Raw genomic sequence first — 15,029 nt, forward strand, 5'->3', positions numbered from 1 at the left:
CGACGGTGGTCGCGCGTGGTGGCGGTGGGGTCGGCGGCGGCGCTGGCGGCCTCGGTCACGGGGGGCGTCGCGGGAGCCGCGGGGGCGTCCCAGGGCAGCGGGGGCGGGCGCAGCGCGCAGCTCCAGCGGGCGGTCGACGTGGACGCGATCCTGCGCAACCTCGCGCAGTTCGAGAGCATCGCGGACCAGAGCGGCGGCACGCGCGCCTCGGGGACGCGGGGCTACGACCGCTCCGCGCGGTACGTCGCGCAGCGGCTGCGGCAGGCGGGCTACCGGGTGACGACGCAGGAGTTCGACTTCGACCTCTTCACGGTGAACGCGCCGACGGAGTTCGAGCAGCTGGCGCCGACGGCGCGCACGTTCGAGGAGGGCACGGACTACTTCACCGCGTCGTACACGGGCAACGGGGAGGGCGAGGGCGTCGTCACGGAGGTCGACGTCACCGAGCCGCCCGGGCCGGCGCCGAGCAGCAACGACTCCGGCTGCGAGCCCGAGGACTTCGAGGGCTTCCCCGAGGGCGCGGTGGCCCTGCTGCAGCGCGGCACGTGCGACTTCGGCCTCAAGGCGCAGAACGCGAGCGAGGCCGGCGCCTCCGCGGCGATCATCTACAACGAGGGCACGCCCGGCGTCGACGACCGCAACGACACGCTCAACCCGACGCTCGCGGGCTACACGGTGACGATCCCGACCGTCGGCGTCAGCTACGCGCTCGGCCGCGAGCTCGTCGGCACGACGGTGCGCATCGCCGCCGACACCACGGTGACGCCGTCCACGACGCGCAACGTCATCGCCGAGACGCGCGGCGGGCGGGCCGACGAGGTGGTCATGCTCGGCGGTCACCTCGACTCGGTCCCGGAGGGGCCGGGCATCAACGACAACGGCAGCGGCACCGCCGCGCTGCTCGAGGTCGCCGAGGAGCTCGCGAAGCGGGGGGACGGGCCGCGCAACAAGGTCCGGTTCGCCTTCTGGGGCGCGGAGGAGGCCGGCCTGCTCGGGTCCAACGAGTACGTCGCCTCGCTCACCGAGGAGCAGGCGGCGGCGATCCGGCTCTACCTCAACTTCGACATGGTCGGCTCGCCGAACTACTTCCGCGGCGTCTACGACGGCGACGCGAGCCTGCCCGACAGCGTGCAGGGGCCCGAGGGGTCGGCCCAGATCGAGCGCCTCTTCAACCGCTACTTCACGGGCCGCGGCCTGCCCTACGAGGACACCGAGTTCTCCGGGCGCAGCGACTACCAGGCGTTCATCCTGGCGGGCATCCCGTCCGGCGGCCTCTTCACCGGCGCCGAGGGCGACAAGACCGAGGAGCAGGTCGAGCGGTACGGCGGGATCGTCGCGGACTACGACCCCTGCTACCACGCGCGCTGCGACTCGCTCTCGCCGGTGACCGACGGCGCGGACCGGGCGACCTACCGCCAGCTGCGCCGGGCGTACGGCAACGAGCTGGTCGGCAACGTCAACGTGCACGCGCTCGACACCAGCGCCGACGCGATCGCCCACGCGGTGGCGACCTACGGCTGGAGCACGGCGTCGCTGCCCGACCGGGCGCCGGCCATGGCCGCGACGGCGGCGGCCGCCGGGGGCGGCGGGGCGGCGCCGCGCTCCTGAGGCTCCTGGGGCTCGTGAGGGCCCGTACGGCGGCCGGGGCCGCGTCCCGGGGGCGGGTAGCCTCCGGGGCGTGGCCCCTCGTCCGATCCGCGCGAACAGCGCGCTGCCCTCGCGGCGGGTGCCGCTGACGCTGCACACGGCCGACGGGCTCGAGCTCGTGGCGGAGCTGTCGCTGCCGGTGGACCGCGACCCGGTGGCCACGGTCATCGCGCTGCACCCGCTGCCGACGGCGGGCGGGTTCATGGACAGCCACGTGCTCAAGAAGGCCGCCGCGCGCCTGCCGGCGCTGACCGGCATCGCGGTGCTGCGGTTCAACACCCGCGGCACGACGAGCCCGCACGGCACGAGCCAGGGCGCCTTCGACGCCGCGCAGGGCGAGCGCTTCGACGTCGCCGCCGCGATCGAGTACGCCGAGTTCGCCGACGACCCGCCGCTGCCGCACCGCTGGCTCGTGGGCTGGTCGTTCGGCACCGACCTCGCGCTCATGCACGGCCTCGACCCGTCGGTGGAGGGCGCCGTCCTGCTCTCGCCGCCGCTGCGCTACAGCCAGGCGGAGCACCTCGACGCCTGGGCGGCCAGCGGCAAGCCGGTGGTGTGCCTCGTCCCGGAGCACGACGACTTCCTGCAGCCGCCGGAGGCGCGCGAGCGCTTCGCCCGCATCCCGCACGCCGAGCTGGTCCCGGTCGAGGGCGCCAAGCACCTCTGGGTGGGGGAGCCGTACGTCAAGCGGGTGCTCGACGAGGTCGTCGCCCGGGTGCTGCCGCGGCACGGCCCGCTGCCGACCGAGTGGGACGGCCCGATGGAGCAGCTCGACCCGCTGCCCTGAGCGCTAGAGCCGCTCCTGGCGCGGGATCCAGACCTCGCGCACGAGCAGCAGGACCCCCGCGGCCACCGGGATCGCCAGCAGCGCCCCGACGACGCCGAGCAGCGCGCCGCCGATGAGCGCGGCCATGACGGTCGCCGCGGCCGGCACGTCGACCGACCGGGCCATGATGCGCGGGTAGAGCACGTAGTTCTCGACCTGCTGGTAGACGAGGTAGAACACGACGCACGCCACGCCCTGCCCGACGCTCTCGCCGAACGCCACGGCGCAGACCACGAGCCCGGCGATCGTGGCGCCGACGACGGGCACGATGCCGAGCAGCCCGACGAGCAGCGACAGCGGCAGGGCGTAGTCGATGCCGATGACCGACAGGAACACCAGCGAGCTGATGCCGGCGAGGAACGCCACGGTCGCGGCACCGCCGACGTAGCTGCCGATGCGCGAGAGGATCTCGTCGCCCAGCAGCGTGACGCGCTCGCGGCGCGACGCCGGCACGAGCAGGTACGCCTGCCGCTTGATCGCCGGCAGCGAGGCGAGGAAGTAGAGCGTGAGGATGAGGACGGTGAAGGCGCTGAACACCGTGCTGAGCAGCACGCGACCGACCCCGAGGATGCCGCCGAACGCCTGCTCGCCGACGTTGCCGCTGGCGAGGTACTCCTGGGCGCGGTCGAGGACGCCGTACTGCTCGTCGAGCTCGCGGACCCGCTCGGAGCGCTGCAGGTCGCCGACCAGGTCCGGCAGCGTCTCCACCAGCGCCGTCGTCTGCTCGACCAGCGGCGGCACGACGGCGAAGCCGAACCCGACGAAGGCGGCGATGACGCCGGCGAAGACGACGAGGACCGCGCGGGCCCGGCGCATGCCCAGGTCGATGAGCCCCTCGACGGCGGGGTTGAGCCCGATCGCGAGGAACATCGACACGACGATGAGCACGATCACCGAGCGGGCGTCGGTGACGACCTGCACGAGGTAGTACGCCAGCAGCACGCCGAGCGCCGCGAGGAAGCCGAGGACGAAGGGGCTGTTGCGCGACAGCGGCCGGCCGGGGTGCCCGAACGGCTCGGGGTGCTCGGGCATCCGCTTCTCGTCGATGAGCGTCTCGAGGCGCTCGTCGACGACCGTCGCCGCCTCGGCCGCCTCGGCGGCCTGCGCCGCCTCGACCTCCGCGACCTGCGCCGCCTCGACCGAGACGTCGGCGGCGCCCTCGGCCCGCTCGGCGTGCTGCTGGGCGGCCCCGGCCGCCTGCTCGGCCCGGCGGCGCTCCTGCTCGGCGCGGGCGCGCTCCCGCTCCGCGCCCGTCCCGCCCCCCGCGTCCTGCGTCACGCCACCCCTCCCGCCCTGCGGCCGCGCCGCGCGTCCCGCCCCGGGCGGAGCCTAGGGCCGGGCCGCCTGCACGAGCTCCACCAGCACGCCGCCGGCGTCCTTGGGGTGCACGAAGTTCACCTGGGAGCCGGCCGTGCCGCGGCGCGGCTCGTCGTAGAGCAGCCGCAGCCCCTTGGCCCGCAGGTCGTCGGCGGCGGCCCGCACGTCGTCGACCGCGTACGCCACCTGCTGCACGCCCTCGCCGCTGCGCTCGAGGAACCTCGCGATGGGCGAGGCGTCGGAGACCGGCGCGAGCAGCTGCACCCGGTCGGGGCCGTCGCCGACGGCCATCATCGCCTCGCGCACGCCCTGCTCCTCGTTGACCTCCTCGTGCACCTTGCGCATGCCGAAGGTCGTCTCGTAGAAGGCGACGGCGGCGTCGAGGTCGCGCACCGCGACGCCCACGTGGTCGATCCGGGAGAGCAGCGGAGGCATAGGCTGCAGCGTACGGGCGACGGGGCCCGGTCCGGACGGTCGTGGGAGGCAGTCGTGGCAGGCAGCGGGTCCGTCATCGTCGCCGGGGCACGCACCCCCATGGGGCGGCTGCTCGGCTCCCTGAAGGACCTCTCGGCGGCCGACCTCGGCGGCGTCGCGATCGAGGGCGCGCTGCGGCGCGCGGGGGTCGCGCCCGAGCAGGTCGAGTACGTGGTGATGGGCCAGGTGATCCTCGCCGGCGCCGGCCAGATCCCGGCCCGGCAGGCGGCCGTCAAGGCCGGCATCCCCATGACCGTCCCCGCGCTCACGATCAACAAGGTCTGCCTCTCCGGCCTCGACGCGATCGCGCTGGCGGACCAGCTCATCCGCGCCGGCGAGTTCGAGGTCGTCGTCGCGGGCGGCATGGAGTCGATGACGCAGGCGCCGCACCTGCTGCCGGGCTCGCGCACCGGCACCAAGTACGGCTCCATCGAGGTGCTCGACGCGATGGCCCACGACGCGCTGTTCTGCGCGTTCGACCAGTGCGCGATGGGCGAGTCGACCGAGCGCTACAACGCGAGGCTGGGGATCAGCCGCGAGGACCAGGACGCGTTCAGCGCGCGGTCCCACCAGAACGCGGCGCGGGCGCAGAAGGACGGCCGGTTCGACGAGGAGATCGTGCCCGTCACGGTGCCGCAGCGCCGCGGCGAGCCGCTCGTGGTGGACACCGACGAGGGCGTGCGGGCCGACACGACGGCCGAGCTGCTGGCCAAGCTGCGCCCCGCCTTCGCCCCCGACGGGACCATCACCGCGGGGTCGAGCTCGCAGATCTCCGACGGCGCCTGCGCCGTGGTGGTCATGAGCCGGGCCAAGGCCGAGGAGCTCGGGCTGGAGTGGCTCGCCGAGGTCGGGGCGCACGGCGTCGTGGCCGGCCCCGACGCGAGCCTGCAGTCGCAGCCGGCGAACGCGGTGCGCCGGGCGCTGGCCAAGGAGGGCCTCGGCGTCGACGACCTCGACCTCGTGGAGATCAACGAGGCCTTCGCGTCGGTCGGCATCCAGTCCACCCGCGAGCTCGGCGTCGACCCGGAGAAGGTCAACGTCAACGGCGGCGCCATCGCCCTCGGCCACCCGGTCGGCATGTCCGGCGCGCGCATCGTCCTGTCGCTGGCGCTGGAGCTGCGCCGCCGGGGCGGCGGCACCGGCGTCGCGGCGCTGTGCGGCGGCGGCGGGCAGGGCGACGCCCTCGTCGTGCGCGTGCCCGGCGCCTGAGGCCGCCCCTTCGTGCCGCGCCCCGTCGACGTCCCGGCCCTGGTCGCCGCCGCGCAGGAGGGCAGCCCCCGGGCGGTCGCGCGGCTCGTCAGCCTCGTCGAGGACGGCGCCCCGCAGCTGCGCGAGGTGATGGCCGCGCTCGCGCCGCGCACCGGCCGGGCCCGGGTCGTGGGCCTCACCGGCCCGCCCGGCGTCGGCAAGTCGACGACGACGAGCGCGCTCGTGCGGGCGTACCGGGGCAGGGGGCTGCGCGTCGGCGTGCTCGCCGTCGACCCGTCGTCGCCCTTCACCGGCGGCGCGCTGCTCGGGGACCGGGTGCGGATGCAGGAGCACGTGCTCGACCCCGGCGTGTACGTCCGCTCCATGGCCTCGCGCGGCCACCTCGGCGGGCTGTCCCGGGCCACGCCGCAGGCCCTGCGGGTGCTCGACGCCGCGGGCTGCGACGTGGTGCTGCTCGAGACGGTGGGGGTGGGGCAGAGCGAGGTCGAGGTGGCGGGCCTCGCCGACACCACGCTCGTGCTCCTCGCGCCGGGCGCGGGCGACGCGGTGCAGGCCGCCAAGGCCGGCATCCTCGAGGTGGGCGACGTCTTCGCCGTCAACAAGGCCGACCGCGACGGGGCCGAGGAGACGGTGCGCGAGCTGCGCCAGACGCTCACCCTCGGTGCCCCGCCCGGGCCCGGCGACTGGCGCCCGCCGGTGCTGCCGCTCGTCGCGTCCCGCGGCGAGGGCCTCGACGAGCTGCTCGCGGCGCTCGACGGGCACCGCGACTGGCAGGGGTCCACCGGTGCCGGGCGCGAGCGCCGCCTGCTGCGGGCCCAGCGCGAGGTCGAGGCGCTGGCGCTGCAGGCGGTGCGCGAGCGGGTCGGGGGGGTGCGCGACGGCGCGGTCCTGCGGGCCGCGGCCGAGCGGGTGCTCGCGGGGGAGACCGACCCGTACGCCGCCGCCGACGCCCTGCTCGCCGCCGTCTGACCCCGGGCCCGGGTGAGGACCCGCCGCGCGGGTAGGCAGGCGGGCGTACCCGAGCACGAGGAGGCGACGTGTCCCAGCCGACGTACGGCGGCGACCCCGGCGAGACCGACCCGGACGACGGGGCGTACCGCGACCACGGCTCGCTGAGCCCGCAGGCCGAGGGCGGTTCCGTCGACGCGGACGCGGACCCGGCCGAGGACGGGGCGGAGCCCACCTGAGCGGCGAGGTCCGCGAGGGCGTCGAGCTCACCCACCTCGACGGCCCGCTGTCGGAGGCCACGGGCGGGACGAAGCGCGACCTCGTCGAGCACCTCGACGCGGTCGCCGACCGGATCCTGCCCGAGCTGCGCGACCGGCCGCTGTCCGTGGTGCGGGTGCGCCCCGGGCAGGCGCCGTTCATGCAGAAGAACCTCCCGCGGTACGCCCCGCCGTGGGTCGAGCGGGTGGCCCGCCGGACGCAGGCGGGCAAGGAGGTCGTCTACCCGCTGTGCCAGGACCGGCGCACGCTGCTGTGGTTCGCGAACCAGCGGGCGGTGGAGTACCACCCGGCGCTGAGCGACGGCCCGACGCAGGACCGCCTCGTCGTCGACCTCGACCCGCCGGAGGGCGCGCCGTTCGCGGTGGTCGTACGGGCGGCGCGGCTCGTCGAGCGCACGCTCACGGCGGCCGGCCTCGCCGGCGCGGTGAAGACGAGCGGGGCGAAGGGCCTGCACGTGGTGGTGCCGGTGGAGCCGCTGCCCGTGGAGGACGCGGCGGCGGCGACCCGTGCGCTGGCCGCGCGGGCGGAGCGGCTCGACCCGGTGCTCGCGACGACCGAGTTCGTCCGGGCCGAGCGCGGCGGGCGGGTGTTCCTCGACGCGACCCGCGCCGGCGGCGCGACGCTCGTGGCGGCGTACAGCCCGCGGGCGCGCCCGGGCCTGCCGGTGAGCGTGCCGGTGGCGTGGGAGGACCTGGAGCGGGTGCGCCCGGGGGAGGCGACGGCGACGACCGCGGCGGCGCTGCTCGGCGGTGCGGACCCGTGGCGCGACCTCATGCCGGCGCCGAGCCCGGTGCCCGCAGACGTCCTCGAGGAGGGCCGCGCGATCCCCGTGGCGCGGGTGCGCGCGATGCACGAGGGGAAGCGGCGCGCGGCGGAGCGGCGCCGGGCGCAGGGGGACGAGCCGGTCAGCTGAGGGTGGTGGTGACCGCGGGGACGATCACGGCCGCGGTGATGACCGCGGCCTGGACCTCCTGCACGGCCTGGCGGACCGCGGTGCCGGCGACGCCCTGCTCGCCGATCTCCTGCGCCCGGGTGCGGGCGGCGCGCCGGTGCTCCTTGGGCACGACGCCGCCGACGAGGTCGAGCGGCTCCAGCAAGCCGATGAGCAGCGCCTCCTCCTCGCTCGGCGCGCGCCCGGTGACCAGCACCTCGTGCAGCCGGGCGCGCAGCTCCCGCTCGGGCTCCGGGTCCGCCTGCGGGAAGCGGGTCGTGGGGAACAGGCCGAGGACCTTGGTCCTCTGCTCGGTCAGCACCCCGCGCTCGACGAGGCCGCGGGCCAGGCGCTCCGGCAGCGGCTTGAGGTCGCGCTGGAGGCGGTCCACCCAGCCCTTGGCGTCGTGCCGCCGGTCCGAGGTCCGCAGGGCCTGGTACGCGTCGCGCAGCACCGGGTGCTCCGGCGCCGGCCCGTCGACGGCGGTGAGCTCGCCGTCGTCGACCCGCAGCAGGTCGCGCTCGCCGAGGTCGAGCAGGAGCGCGGCGGCCAGCCCGGCGTCGCCCGCCCAGGTCATGCCCTGCGTGCCGGTCGCGTCGTCGAGGGCCAGGAGCAGCGCCTGCTCGGCCAGGAGGAGAGCCACGCGCCGAACCTACCCGCGGCCCGGGGCGGCGGCGGCGCCGACCAGGCCGGCGAGCTGGCGCCACCAGGACAGCCGGTCCGGGCGCCCGTCGTAGTCGCGCCGCCGGTTCGCCCCGCTCGAGCTCGGGAGCACGAAGACCGGGGCGCCCTCGAGGGTCCACGGCACGGGCCCCAGCGGCTGCGGGCGCCCGGCGACCGCCGCGGCCGCGCCCTTGCCCTCGAGGGCGACCCACCCCGGGCCGGTGCGCCGCACGAGGTCCCGCAGTGCCGCCACCTCCCAGCCGCCGCCGGGCGCGCGGTCGAGGTCGCAGAGGCCGAGGCCGTGCCGGGGGAGGAGGGCGTCGTCCGCCGGGCCCAGCGGCACCGGCACCAGGCCGCTGGCGTGCAGGAGCTGCCAGAACGCGTCGCCGCGCGCGGAGTGGTAGTGCCCCCGCTCGACCGAGCAGGCGCCGGCGGCCGGAACGCAGAAGAGCACCCGCGGGGCGGGGGCGACGAGGTCGGGCAGCACGCGCCCCCTGTGCCCGGCCTGTGCGCGACCTCACGCGGTGCGGCGGGGCGACGGGGCGGCCGGCGGCGCCATCCTGGAGCGGTGATGAGCAACGCCGCCACCCGCCTGCGCTACGTCTCGGTCGCCGAGGCGGTGTCGTTCCTGCTGCTGCTCGTGGCGACCCTGCTGAAGTACACGGGGCCGCAGGACGAGGTGGGCGTGAAGGTGCTCGGGCCGGTCCACGGCGCGCTGTTCGTCCTCTACGTCCTGCTCGCCCTCGACGTGTGGCGCCGCCGGCGCTGGTCCCTGGGCCGCGCCGCCGTCGTCATCGGGGCCTCGGTGCTCCCGGTCGCGCCGCTGTGGGTCGAGAGCCGGATGCTGCGCGAGGACGAGGCCGCGCTCGCGGCGCAGCGGCGGGAGCCGGTCGCGGCCTGAGGGCCCGGCGCGCCTCACCGGCAGCCGTCCTCGCCGGTGGTAGCAATGCGCCGTACCGTTGCTGCCGTGCTGCCCAGTGGAGGCGTCGTGTTCCGCAAGGCCCTGGGCTGGCTGCTGGCCGCGTTCGTCGTCTACTTCCTCGTCACCGCGCCCAACGAGTCGGCGGAGCTGGTCCGCGACGTCGGTACGACGCTGCGCGACGCGGCGGAGGCCATCCTCACGTTCTTCGACGAGCTGACGCCGGACTGACGTGGTCCTCCTCGACGCCGAGAGCTCGCGGGCCCGCCGCTTCCTGCTGCCGCACGAGCGGCTCGTCGCCGAGGTGCGCTGGCACCCCGTACGGCTGACGGTGCCCCTGCTCGTGCTCCTCGGGGTCGCCGCGCTCATGGGCTGGCTGGCGTCGGCGGTCGACGCAGGGAGCCCCGTGCTCGACGTGGCCGGGGTGGTGCTGCTCGTCACCGCCCTGTGGTTCGCCTGGCAGGTGCTCGAGTGGTGGCAGGAGCGGCTCATCATCACCGACCGGCGGATCATGCTCGGGACGGGCGTCCTGACCCGCAAGCTCGCGGTGATGCCGCTGCGCAAGGTCACGGACATGACCTACGAGCGCCCCCTCATCGGCCGGCTGTTCGCGGAGTACGGCTGGGGCACCTTCGTCATGGAGTCGGCGGGCCAGGACCAGGCGCTGCACCGGATCACCCCGCTGCCGTACCCCGACGTCCTCTACGCCCGCCTCTCCAGCGAGATCTTCGGCGACGCCGGGATGTACGGCAGCCCGCCGCCGGCGGAGGACGCGGGCGACGGCACCCCGGTCGACGAGGACGACGACGCCCCGCCCGGCGCCAGCGAGCTCGCCACCGAGCCCGGCGAGCTGACGCCCGCGGACGACCGGACCATGATCGTCCGGCGCCGCGAGGACGACTGAGCGCGCTCCCGGCCCTTGACCCGGCTCGGTGCCCGGGGCTTGCGCCTGCAACATCGCGAGCACACACTCGCGGTACGGGGGACGGGCCCCCGCATGGCTACCTCCACCCTGCGGAGGCGTTCATGGACGAGCACCACGAGCTCGTACGGGCCCTGCTGACGGCGCACGAGAACGGGAGGGTCACCGACGGCGAGGTGGACGAGTCGCTCGAGCGGGCGCTGCGCCAGCTGCCGGCCCGCTCCCGGGTGGACCTGGCGGCGCAGCGGGTCTTCGCGGGGCCGCGCAGCACGCGCGTGCCCCCGCTGGAGTCCCTGCCGCTGAAGCCCACCCCGCTGACGCGCGCCGAGGCCCAGCTGCGCTCGGCCGCGCGCCGGGCCCAGCGCTGGCGCCGGACCCGCCGCACCGGGGAGCCACCGGGACCGCCGCGGGCCCGCGTCCTGGACCTGCGCGGCCCGGCGCCGTTCGCGCCCCGGCCGCCGCAGCGCCGGGCGCAGTGAGGACGCCGGACCCGGGGGCGGTGGCGGCGGCTCGTCGGGGAGGATGGGGGGCATGACGACGCCCTCGAACTTCAACGCCTACGGCGCGGTCGACCTGAGCGCCCTCGCCGCCCGTGCCCAGGCCGCCTCGCGCCCCGCGCCGGCGGCCGCCGGCGGGGGAGCGGTCGGGGGTGCCGGCGCTGCCGGCGCGGGGGTCGTCGTCGACGTCACCGAGGCGACGTTCGAGGCCGAGGTCATCCAGCGCTCGATGACGGTCCCGGTCGTCGTCGACCTCTGGGCCGACTGGTGCGGCCCGTGCAAGCAGCTCAGCCCCATCCTCGAGCGGCTCGCGATCGCCGACGGCGGCCGCTGGGTGCTGGCGAAGGTCGACGTGGACGCCGAGCAGCGCATCGGCGCCGCCTTCCAGGTGCAGTCCATCCCCGCCGTGTACGCCGTCCTGCGCGGCCAGCCGGTGCCGCTCTTCCAGGGCGCGCTGCCCGAGCCGCAGGTGCGGCAGTACCTCGACGAGCTGCTGCGCATCGCCGCCGAGAACGGGGTGAGCGGCACCGTCGCCCCGGGCGGGGCGCCCGAGGCCCCCGCAGAGCCGCCGTCGGACCCGCGCTTCGACGCCGCGTACGACGCCGTCGAGCGCGGCGACTGGGCCGCGGCGCGGGCCGCGTACCAGCAGGTGCTGGCCCAGGCGCCGGCCGACCCGGAGGCCGCCGCCGGCCTCGCCCAGGTCGACCTCATGGAGCGCACCGAGTCCGTGGACCCGGCCGCCGTGCTCGCGGCGGCCGGCGCGGCGCCCGACGACGTCGCCGCGCAGACCCTGGCCGCGGACGTCGAGCTGCTGCAGGGCGACGTCGAGGGCGGCTTCCGCCGGCTCGTCGAGACGGTGCGTCGCAGCTCGGGCGCGGACCGGGACGCGGCGCGGGCGCACCTGCTGTCGCTGTTCAACGTGGTGGGGTCCGAGGACCCGCGGGTCGCCCGGGCGCGGACGCTGCTGGCGAACGCGCTGTTCTGAGCGTCGCGGGTCCGCCGGACGCGCTCGCGAAACGTGCCGGTTGCGTACCGGCAACCGGGTTGGTCTAGCATCGGCCCGTCACGAGGGGCATGCTCCCCGTGACCTGGCCTCGACGACGAGTCGCCGGGAACCGCCGCGGCGGAGCGTTGACCATGGTCCTCGGTCACCTGGCGCGACGCAGCGGCACCGGATGAGAAGCGCGACCTCGCGAGGAGTAGTCACTCTGCTCCTGCCTGGTGGTGCGCGTCGCGGGCCCGAGCAGGGCCCCGACGCACGACGTCGCGAGGAGCTGCGTGCACCAGAGGAATTCGTCGGACCTCCTCCTGCGACCCCGCGTCATCCACCTCGACCACGCGAGCGAGGCGGGCGGGGCCGAGCTCGCCCTGCGCCGTCTCCTCGAGGCTGGCGTCCCCTGGGACGCCCTGCTGATGGCCCCCCCTCAGAGCGACGCCTTCGCGGGAGCGGCGCTGGAGCGCATGCCGGTGCCCCTCGCTGCCGAGCACGGCGGAGGGGTGCGAGGCGGCGGGACAGCCACTGCCCTGCGCGAGGGCGCGCACCTGTTCCGTGAGGCCCTGCACCTGCTCACGTCGGCCTGGGTGCGGTCCACCGACGTCCTCGACGCCAATACAACCCGTGCCGCCCTGGTCCTCGCCCCGGTGGCGCTGGCGACGCGCAAGCCGCTGGTCGTGCACCTGCGCGACATGGTGGACCCCCAGGACCTCGGACGGGTCAACTTCGAGCTGCTCACGCGCACGGCCCTGCCGCGAGCGGCGGCCGTCGTGGCCAACAGCCGCGCCACGCTGGCCTCGGCGGAGCCGTTCCTGGGCCCGCATTGCGTCCGGACGGTGGTGCCGAGCCCGCTGGGTGAGGTACCCGCGCCCGCTCCCGTCCGGGACGGGGTGAGGCGTGTCGGCGTGGTCGGCCGCCTCGCGGCGTGGAAGGGCCAGGACGTCTTCCTGCGCGCCTTCGCCGAGGTGTTCCGCGGCCGTCCCGTCGAAGCGGTCGTCGTCGGGGGGCCGCTCTTCGGCGAGGAGGCCTTCGAGGATCGGTTGCGCGACCTGGCGCACGAGCTCGTGATCGGCGAGCAGGTGCGCTTCACCGGCCACGTGGCGGACGTCGGCCAGGTGCTGCGCTCGCTCGACGTCGCGGTGCACTGCAGCCGTCGACCCGAGCCGCTCGGTCAAACGGTCCTGCAGTACCTCGCCGCTGGCCTGCCCACGGTGGTCGCCGACGCCGGCGGGCCCGCGGAGTACGTGGTCGACGGGGAGAACGGCCTGCTCCACCCGCCCGGAGACGCTGCTGCGCTGGCCCAGTGCCTGCGCCGCCTCGCCGACGAGCCCGCGTTGCGCCGGCGGCTGGCCGACGCGGCTCCGCGCACGCGGGGGCTGGCGTCAGTTGAGCAGATAGTGAACGATCACCACCGTCTGTATCAGTCACTGGTCGGACACCGCGGAGCGGTGACGGGGGAGGACCGGCGATGAGGATCGCACTGGCTCACGACTACCTCAGCCAGCGGGGCGGCGCCGAGCGCGTCGCGCTCGCCATCGCGCGTGCCCTAGGGGTGCGGCGCATCTTCACCAGCGTGTACAACCCGGCGACCACCTACCCGGAGTTCGCCGACTTCGAGGTCGTGACGTCGGGGCTCAACCAGGTGCCGCTGTTCCGTCGTGACCCCCGCTGCGCGCTGCCGCTGCTGCCTTCGGCCGTGGAGGGGCTGCGCATCGACGACGTCGACCTCGTCGTCTGCTCGTCCTCCGGCTGGGCGCACGGGGTCACGACCGACGCCCGCAAGGTCGTCTACTGCCACAACACGGCCCGCTGGCTCTACCAGCGGGACGACTACTTCGGCCGTGGCCCCTCGCTCGCTCGCTCGGTCCTGTCCGGCGTGGAGCGTCGGCTCAAGCGGTGGGACCGCGACAAGGCCCTGAGCGCGGACACCTACCTCTGCAACTCGGCGGTGGTCGCTGACCGGGTGCGCACCCACTACGGCATCGAGGCCGAGGTGCTGCACCCGCCGCGCGGGCTGTCGGCGCACGGCCCCGCTGCGGCGGTGCCGGGGCTGGAGCCCGGTTACCTGCTCACGGTCGGCCGACCGCGCGGCTACAAGCACACCGACGTCGTGCGCGACGCCGTCGCCGGCCTGCCGCGGGAGCGCCTGGTCTCCGTCGGGGGCGGGGGCGCGCCGTACGCCAACGTCGTCGACCTGCACGGTGTCAGCGACGAGCAGCTGCGTTGGCTCTACGCGAACGCCGACGCGCTCGTCGCCTGCTCCTACGAGGACTTCGGGCTCACCCCGGTCGAGGCGTACGCCTTCGGCAAGCCGGTCCTCGCCCTCGACGCCGGTGGCTACCGGGAGACGGTCAGTCGTGACGTCTCGGGCCTGTTCATCGAGGACCTGAGCATCGAGGCGATCCGCGCGACGGTGCGTCGCTTCCGCCGTCAGGAGTGGAACGACGAGCGGATCAGGGCCCACGGTGAATCGTGGTCCGAGGAGCAGTTCGCTCAGCGGCTGCGCGAGAAGGTGGGAGCGGTGGCCGCATGAGCATCGACAGCATCGGCAGCAGGGACAGCACGGCCGAGACCTCGTTGGACCGGCATCCGGACGACGCACCCGGGGGCGAGCGCCAGCGCTCGCGCTGGGCTCGAAGCGTCGCGGCGATCGCGGCGGTCACGCTGGTGGGGGCGGTGCTCGGCGCCCTCGTCGCGGCGCGCGGCGAGCCCGCGTACGTGGCGGAGACCGAGGTCGTCGTCACCGGTCAACTGATCAGTCCCGCGGGCGTCGACGTCGGCACGACCGACTCGAGCCCTGCCCGCGTCGTCGCGACGCAGGCCGAGGTGCTGCGCAGCGAGGCGGTCCGGACCGCGGCGAGCGCCGCCCTGGGGGCGGACGCCGGCGAGCTCGAGGTGAGCTACGCGGACGACAGCAACCTCCTGAGGCTGTCGGCCACCTCCGCGACCGGGGCGGGCGCGCAGCGCGCGCTCGCTGCCTTCGTCGACGCCTACGAGCAGGTCAGCCGGGCCAGCGGGGCGCCCACTCGCCGCGTCATCGTCGACGCCCTCGTCACCCGCGTCGGCCAGGTGAGCGCGGCGCTGCCGGGGGCCACGCCGGCGCAGCGCGCGGCCCTCACGGCCGAGCTCGCGGCGCTGAACCAGGAGTTGGCCCGGGCGCGCGCCACGGCGTCGCTGCCCCGCACGGTGGTGGACGAGCTCGCCGAGACGAGCGGGTACGGCGTTCAGCAGATGGGCACGAGCCCCGCTGCCGGCGCGCTGGTGGGCGGAGCGCTGGGCCTGGCCGCGGTCCTGCTGGTCCTCGTCGTGCCCAGGCTGGTCCGGGCTTCGGCGTGACCGTGGCGCCGGAGGCGCCGGGTCGCCCGCGGGCGGTCTCCGGCGCGCCGACCCGTCGTGCCGGCGG

General features: G+C 75.9%; 18 protein-coding genes. 14 read left to right on the forward strand and 4 right to left on the reverse strand.

Features of this window, described 5'->3' with window-relative positions:
• Positions 1 to 15 precede the first annotated feature (15 nt).
• Both D5H78_RS04460 and D5H78_RS04465 read left to right on the forward strand, forming a co-directional pair.
• Complete coding sequence (locus D5H78_RS04460; protein ID WP_119949091.1) at positions 16 to 1,608, forward strand: M20/M25/M40 family metallo-hydrolase; 1,593 nt, start codon at positions 16 to 18, stop codon at positions 1,606 to 1,608.
• 70 nt (positions 1,609 to 1,678) lie between these two features.
• Positions 1,679 to 2,434 carry an alpha/beta hydrolase gene (locus D5H78_RS04465; protein WP_119949092.1) on the forward strand — a complete coding sequence of 252 codons (756 nt, stop codon included), beginning with the start codon at positions 1,679 to 1,681 and terminating at the stop codon, positions 2,432 to 2,434.
• A gap of 3 nt (positions 2,435 to 2,437) precedes the next feature.
• On the opposite strand, the gene D5H78_RS04470 is transcribed toward D5H78_RS04465, so the two are convergent.
• Together D5H78_RS04470 and mce are read right to left on the reverse strand one after the other, a co-directional pair.
• Positions 2,438 to 3,751, reverse strand: a complete 1,314-nt coding sequence (locus D5H78_RS04470) for an AI-2E family transporter (RefSeq protein WP_119949093.1) — start codon at positions 3,749 to 3,751, stop codon at positions 2,438 to 2,440.
• Positions 3,752 to 3,802: 51 nt separating this feature from the next.
• On the reverse strand, positions 3,803 to 4,225 hold the full coding sequence (gene mce / locus D5H78_RS04475) for a methylmalonyl-CoA epimerase (protein WP_119949094.1): 423 nt from the start codon (positions 4,223 to 4,225) through the stop codon (positions 3,803 to 3,805).
• Between the two features lie 99 nt (positions 4,226 to 4,324).
• Here mce and D5H78_RS04480 point away from each other — a divergent pair, with 99 nt between their 5' ends.
• The 4 genes from D5H78_RS04480 (at position 4,325) to ligD (ending at position 7,613) form a co-directional block, all read left to right on the forward strand.
• Positions 4,325 to 5,473, forward strand: coding sequence for an acetyl-CoA C-acetyltransferase (locus tag D5H78_RS04480; RefSeq protein ID WP_218566266.1), 1,149 nt, complete (start codon positions 4,325 to 4,327; stop codon positions 5,471 to 5,473).
• Between the two features lie 12 nt (positions 5,474 to 5,485).
• On the forward strand, positions 5,486 to 6,442 hold the full coding sequence (meaB, locus tag D5H78_RS04485; protein ID WP_119949096.1) for a methylmalonyl Co-A mutase-associated GTPase MeaB: 957 nt from the start codon (positions 5,486 to 5,488) through the stop codon (positions 6,440 to 6,442).
• 68 nt (positions 6,443 to 6,510) lie between these two features.
• The gene (locus D5H78_RS19230) at positions 6,511 to 6,660 is read left to right on the forward strand and encodes a hypothetical protein (RefSeq protein ID WP_165865594.1); all 150 of its coding nucleotides are present in this window, start codon (positions 6,511 to 6,513) and stop codon (positions 6,658 to 6,660) included.
• Entirely contained in the window at positions 6,657 to 7,613 is a 957-nt protein-coding gene (ligD, locus tag D5H78_RS04490; RefSeq protein ID WP_119949097.1) for a non-homologous end-joining DNA ligase LigD, read from the forward strand. The genes D5H78_RS19230 and ligD overlap by 4 nt, the downstream gene beginning before the upstream one ends.
• Here the strand turns inward: ligD and D5H78_RS04495 are convergent.
• Positions 7,606 to 8,274 (reverse strand): GOLPH3/VPS74 family protein, encoded by a 669-nt coding sequence (locus D5H78_RS04495; protein ID WP_119949098.1) that lies wholly within the window; start codon positions 8,272 to 8,274, stop codon positions 7,606 to 7,608. The genes ligD and D5H78_RS04495 overlap by 8 nt on opposite strands.
• 9 nt (positions 8,275 to 8,283) lie before the next feature.
• Positions 8,284 to 8,781, reverse strand: coding sequence for a mismatch-specific DNA-glycosylase (locus tag D5H78_RS04500; RefSeq protein ID WP_119949099.1), 498 nt, complete (start codon positions 8,779 to 8,781; stop codon positions 8,284 to 8,286).
• 84 nt (positions 8,782 to 8,865) lie between these two features.
• On the opposite strand from D5H78_RS04500, the gene D5H78_RS04505 reads away from it, so the two are divergent.
• From D5H78_RS04505 to D5H78_RS19235, 8 genes are all read left to right on the forward strand, one after another.
• On the forward strand, positions 8,866 to 9,195 hold the full coding sequence (locus tag D5H78_RS04505) for a DUF3817 domain-containing protein (RefSeq protein WP_119949379.1): 330 nt from the start codon (positions 8,866 to 8,868) through the stop codon (positions 9,193 to 9,195).
• A gap of 66 nt (positions 9,196 to 9,261) precedes the next feature.
• A complete protein-coding gene (locus D5H78_RS19065; RefSeq protein ID WP_133411998.1) occupies positions 9,262 to 9,444 on the forward strand; it encodes a hypothetical protein in 183 nt (60 codons plus the stop codon).
• Between the two features lies 1 nt (position 9,445).
• Positions 9,446 to 10,117 carry a PH domain-containing protein gene (locus D5H78_RS04510; RefSeq protein WP_119949100.1) on the forward strand — a complete coding sequence of 224 codons (672 nt, stop codon included), beginning with the start codon at positions 9,446 to 9,448 and terminating at the stop codon, positions 10,115 to 10,117.
• Between the two features lie 122 nt (positions 10,118 to 10,239).
• The gene (locus D5H78_RS04515; RefSeq protein WP_119949101.1) at positions 10,240 to 10,614 is read left to right on the forward strand and encodes a hypothetical protein; all 375 of its coding nucleotides are present in this window, start codon (positions 10,240 to 10,242) and stop codon (positions 10,612 to 10,614) included.
• Between the two features lie 52 nt (positions 10,615 to 10,666).
• Entirely contained in the window at positions 10,667 to 11,617 is a 951-nt protein-coding gene (locus tag D5H78_RS04520) for a tetratricopeptide repeat protein (protein ID WP_119949102.1), read from the forward strand.
• Between the two features lie 476 nt (positions 11,618 to 12,093).
• Positions 12,094 to 13,098: a glycosyltransferase family 4 protein gene (locus D5H78_RS04525; protein ID WP_165865595.1), complete on the forward strand. Its 1,005-nt coding sequence runs from the start codon at positions 12,094 to 12,096 to the stop codon at positions 13,096 to 13,098.
• Positions 13,095 to 14,159, forward strand: coding sequence for a glycosyltransferase (locus D5H78_RS04530; RefSeq protein WP_119949104.1), 1,065 nt, complete (start codon positions 13,095 to 13,097; stop codon positions 14,157 to 14,159). The genes D5H78_RS04525 and D5H78_RS04530 overlap by 4 nt, the downstream gene beginning before the upstream one ends.
• On the forward strand, positions 14,156 to 14,962 hold the full coding sequence (locus D5H78_RS19235) for a hypothetical protein (RefSeq protein WP_165865596.1): 807 nt from the start codon (positions 14,156 to 14,158) through the stop codon (positions 14,960 to 14,962). The genes D5H78_RS04530 and D5H78_RS19235 overlap by 4 nt, the downstream gene beginning before the upstream one ends.
• Positions 14,963 to 15,029: the final 67 nt, after the last annotated feature.

The sequence above is a fragment of the Vallicoccus soli genome (genome assembly GCF_003594885.1).
GTDB classification, from domain to species: domain Bacteria; phylum Actinomycetota; class Actinomycetes; order Motilibacterales; family Motilibacteraceae; genus Vallicoccus; species Vallicoccus soli.

Coding starts and splice junctions, on each gene's coding strand:
- D5H78_RS04480 (WP_218566266.1), top strand. CDS start 4,325: ATGGGGCGGCTGCTCGGCTCCCTGAAGGACCTCTCGGCGGCCGACCTC.
- D5H78_RS04530 (WP_119949104.1), top strand. CDS start 13,095: ATGAGGATCGCACTGGCTCACGACTACCTCAGCCAGCGGGGCGGCGCC.
- D5H78_RS04520 (WP_119949102.1), top strand. CDS start 10,667: ATGACGACGCCCTCGAACTTCAACGCCTACGGCGCGGTCGACCTGAGC.
- D5H78_RS04515 (WP_119949101.1), top strand. CDS start 10,240: ATGGACGAGCACCACGAGCTCGTACGGGCCCTGCTGACGGCGCACGAG.
- D5H78_RS19235 (WP_165865596.1), top strand. CDS start 14,156: ATGAGCATCGACAGCATCGGCAGCAGGGACAGCACGGCCGAGACCTCG.
- mce (WP_119949094.1), bottom strand. CDS start 4,225: ATGCCTCCGCTGCTCTCCCGGATCGACCACGTGGGCGTCGCGGTGCGC.
- D5H78_RS04505 (WP_119949379.1), top strand. CDS start 8,866: ATGAGCAACGCCGCCACCCGCCTGCGCTACGTCTCGGTCGCCGAGGCG.
- D5H78_RS04525 (WP_165865595.1), top strand. CDS start 12,094: ATGCCGGTGCCCCTCGCTGCCGAGCACGGCGGAGGGGTGCGAGGCGGC.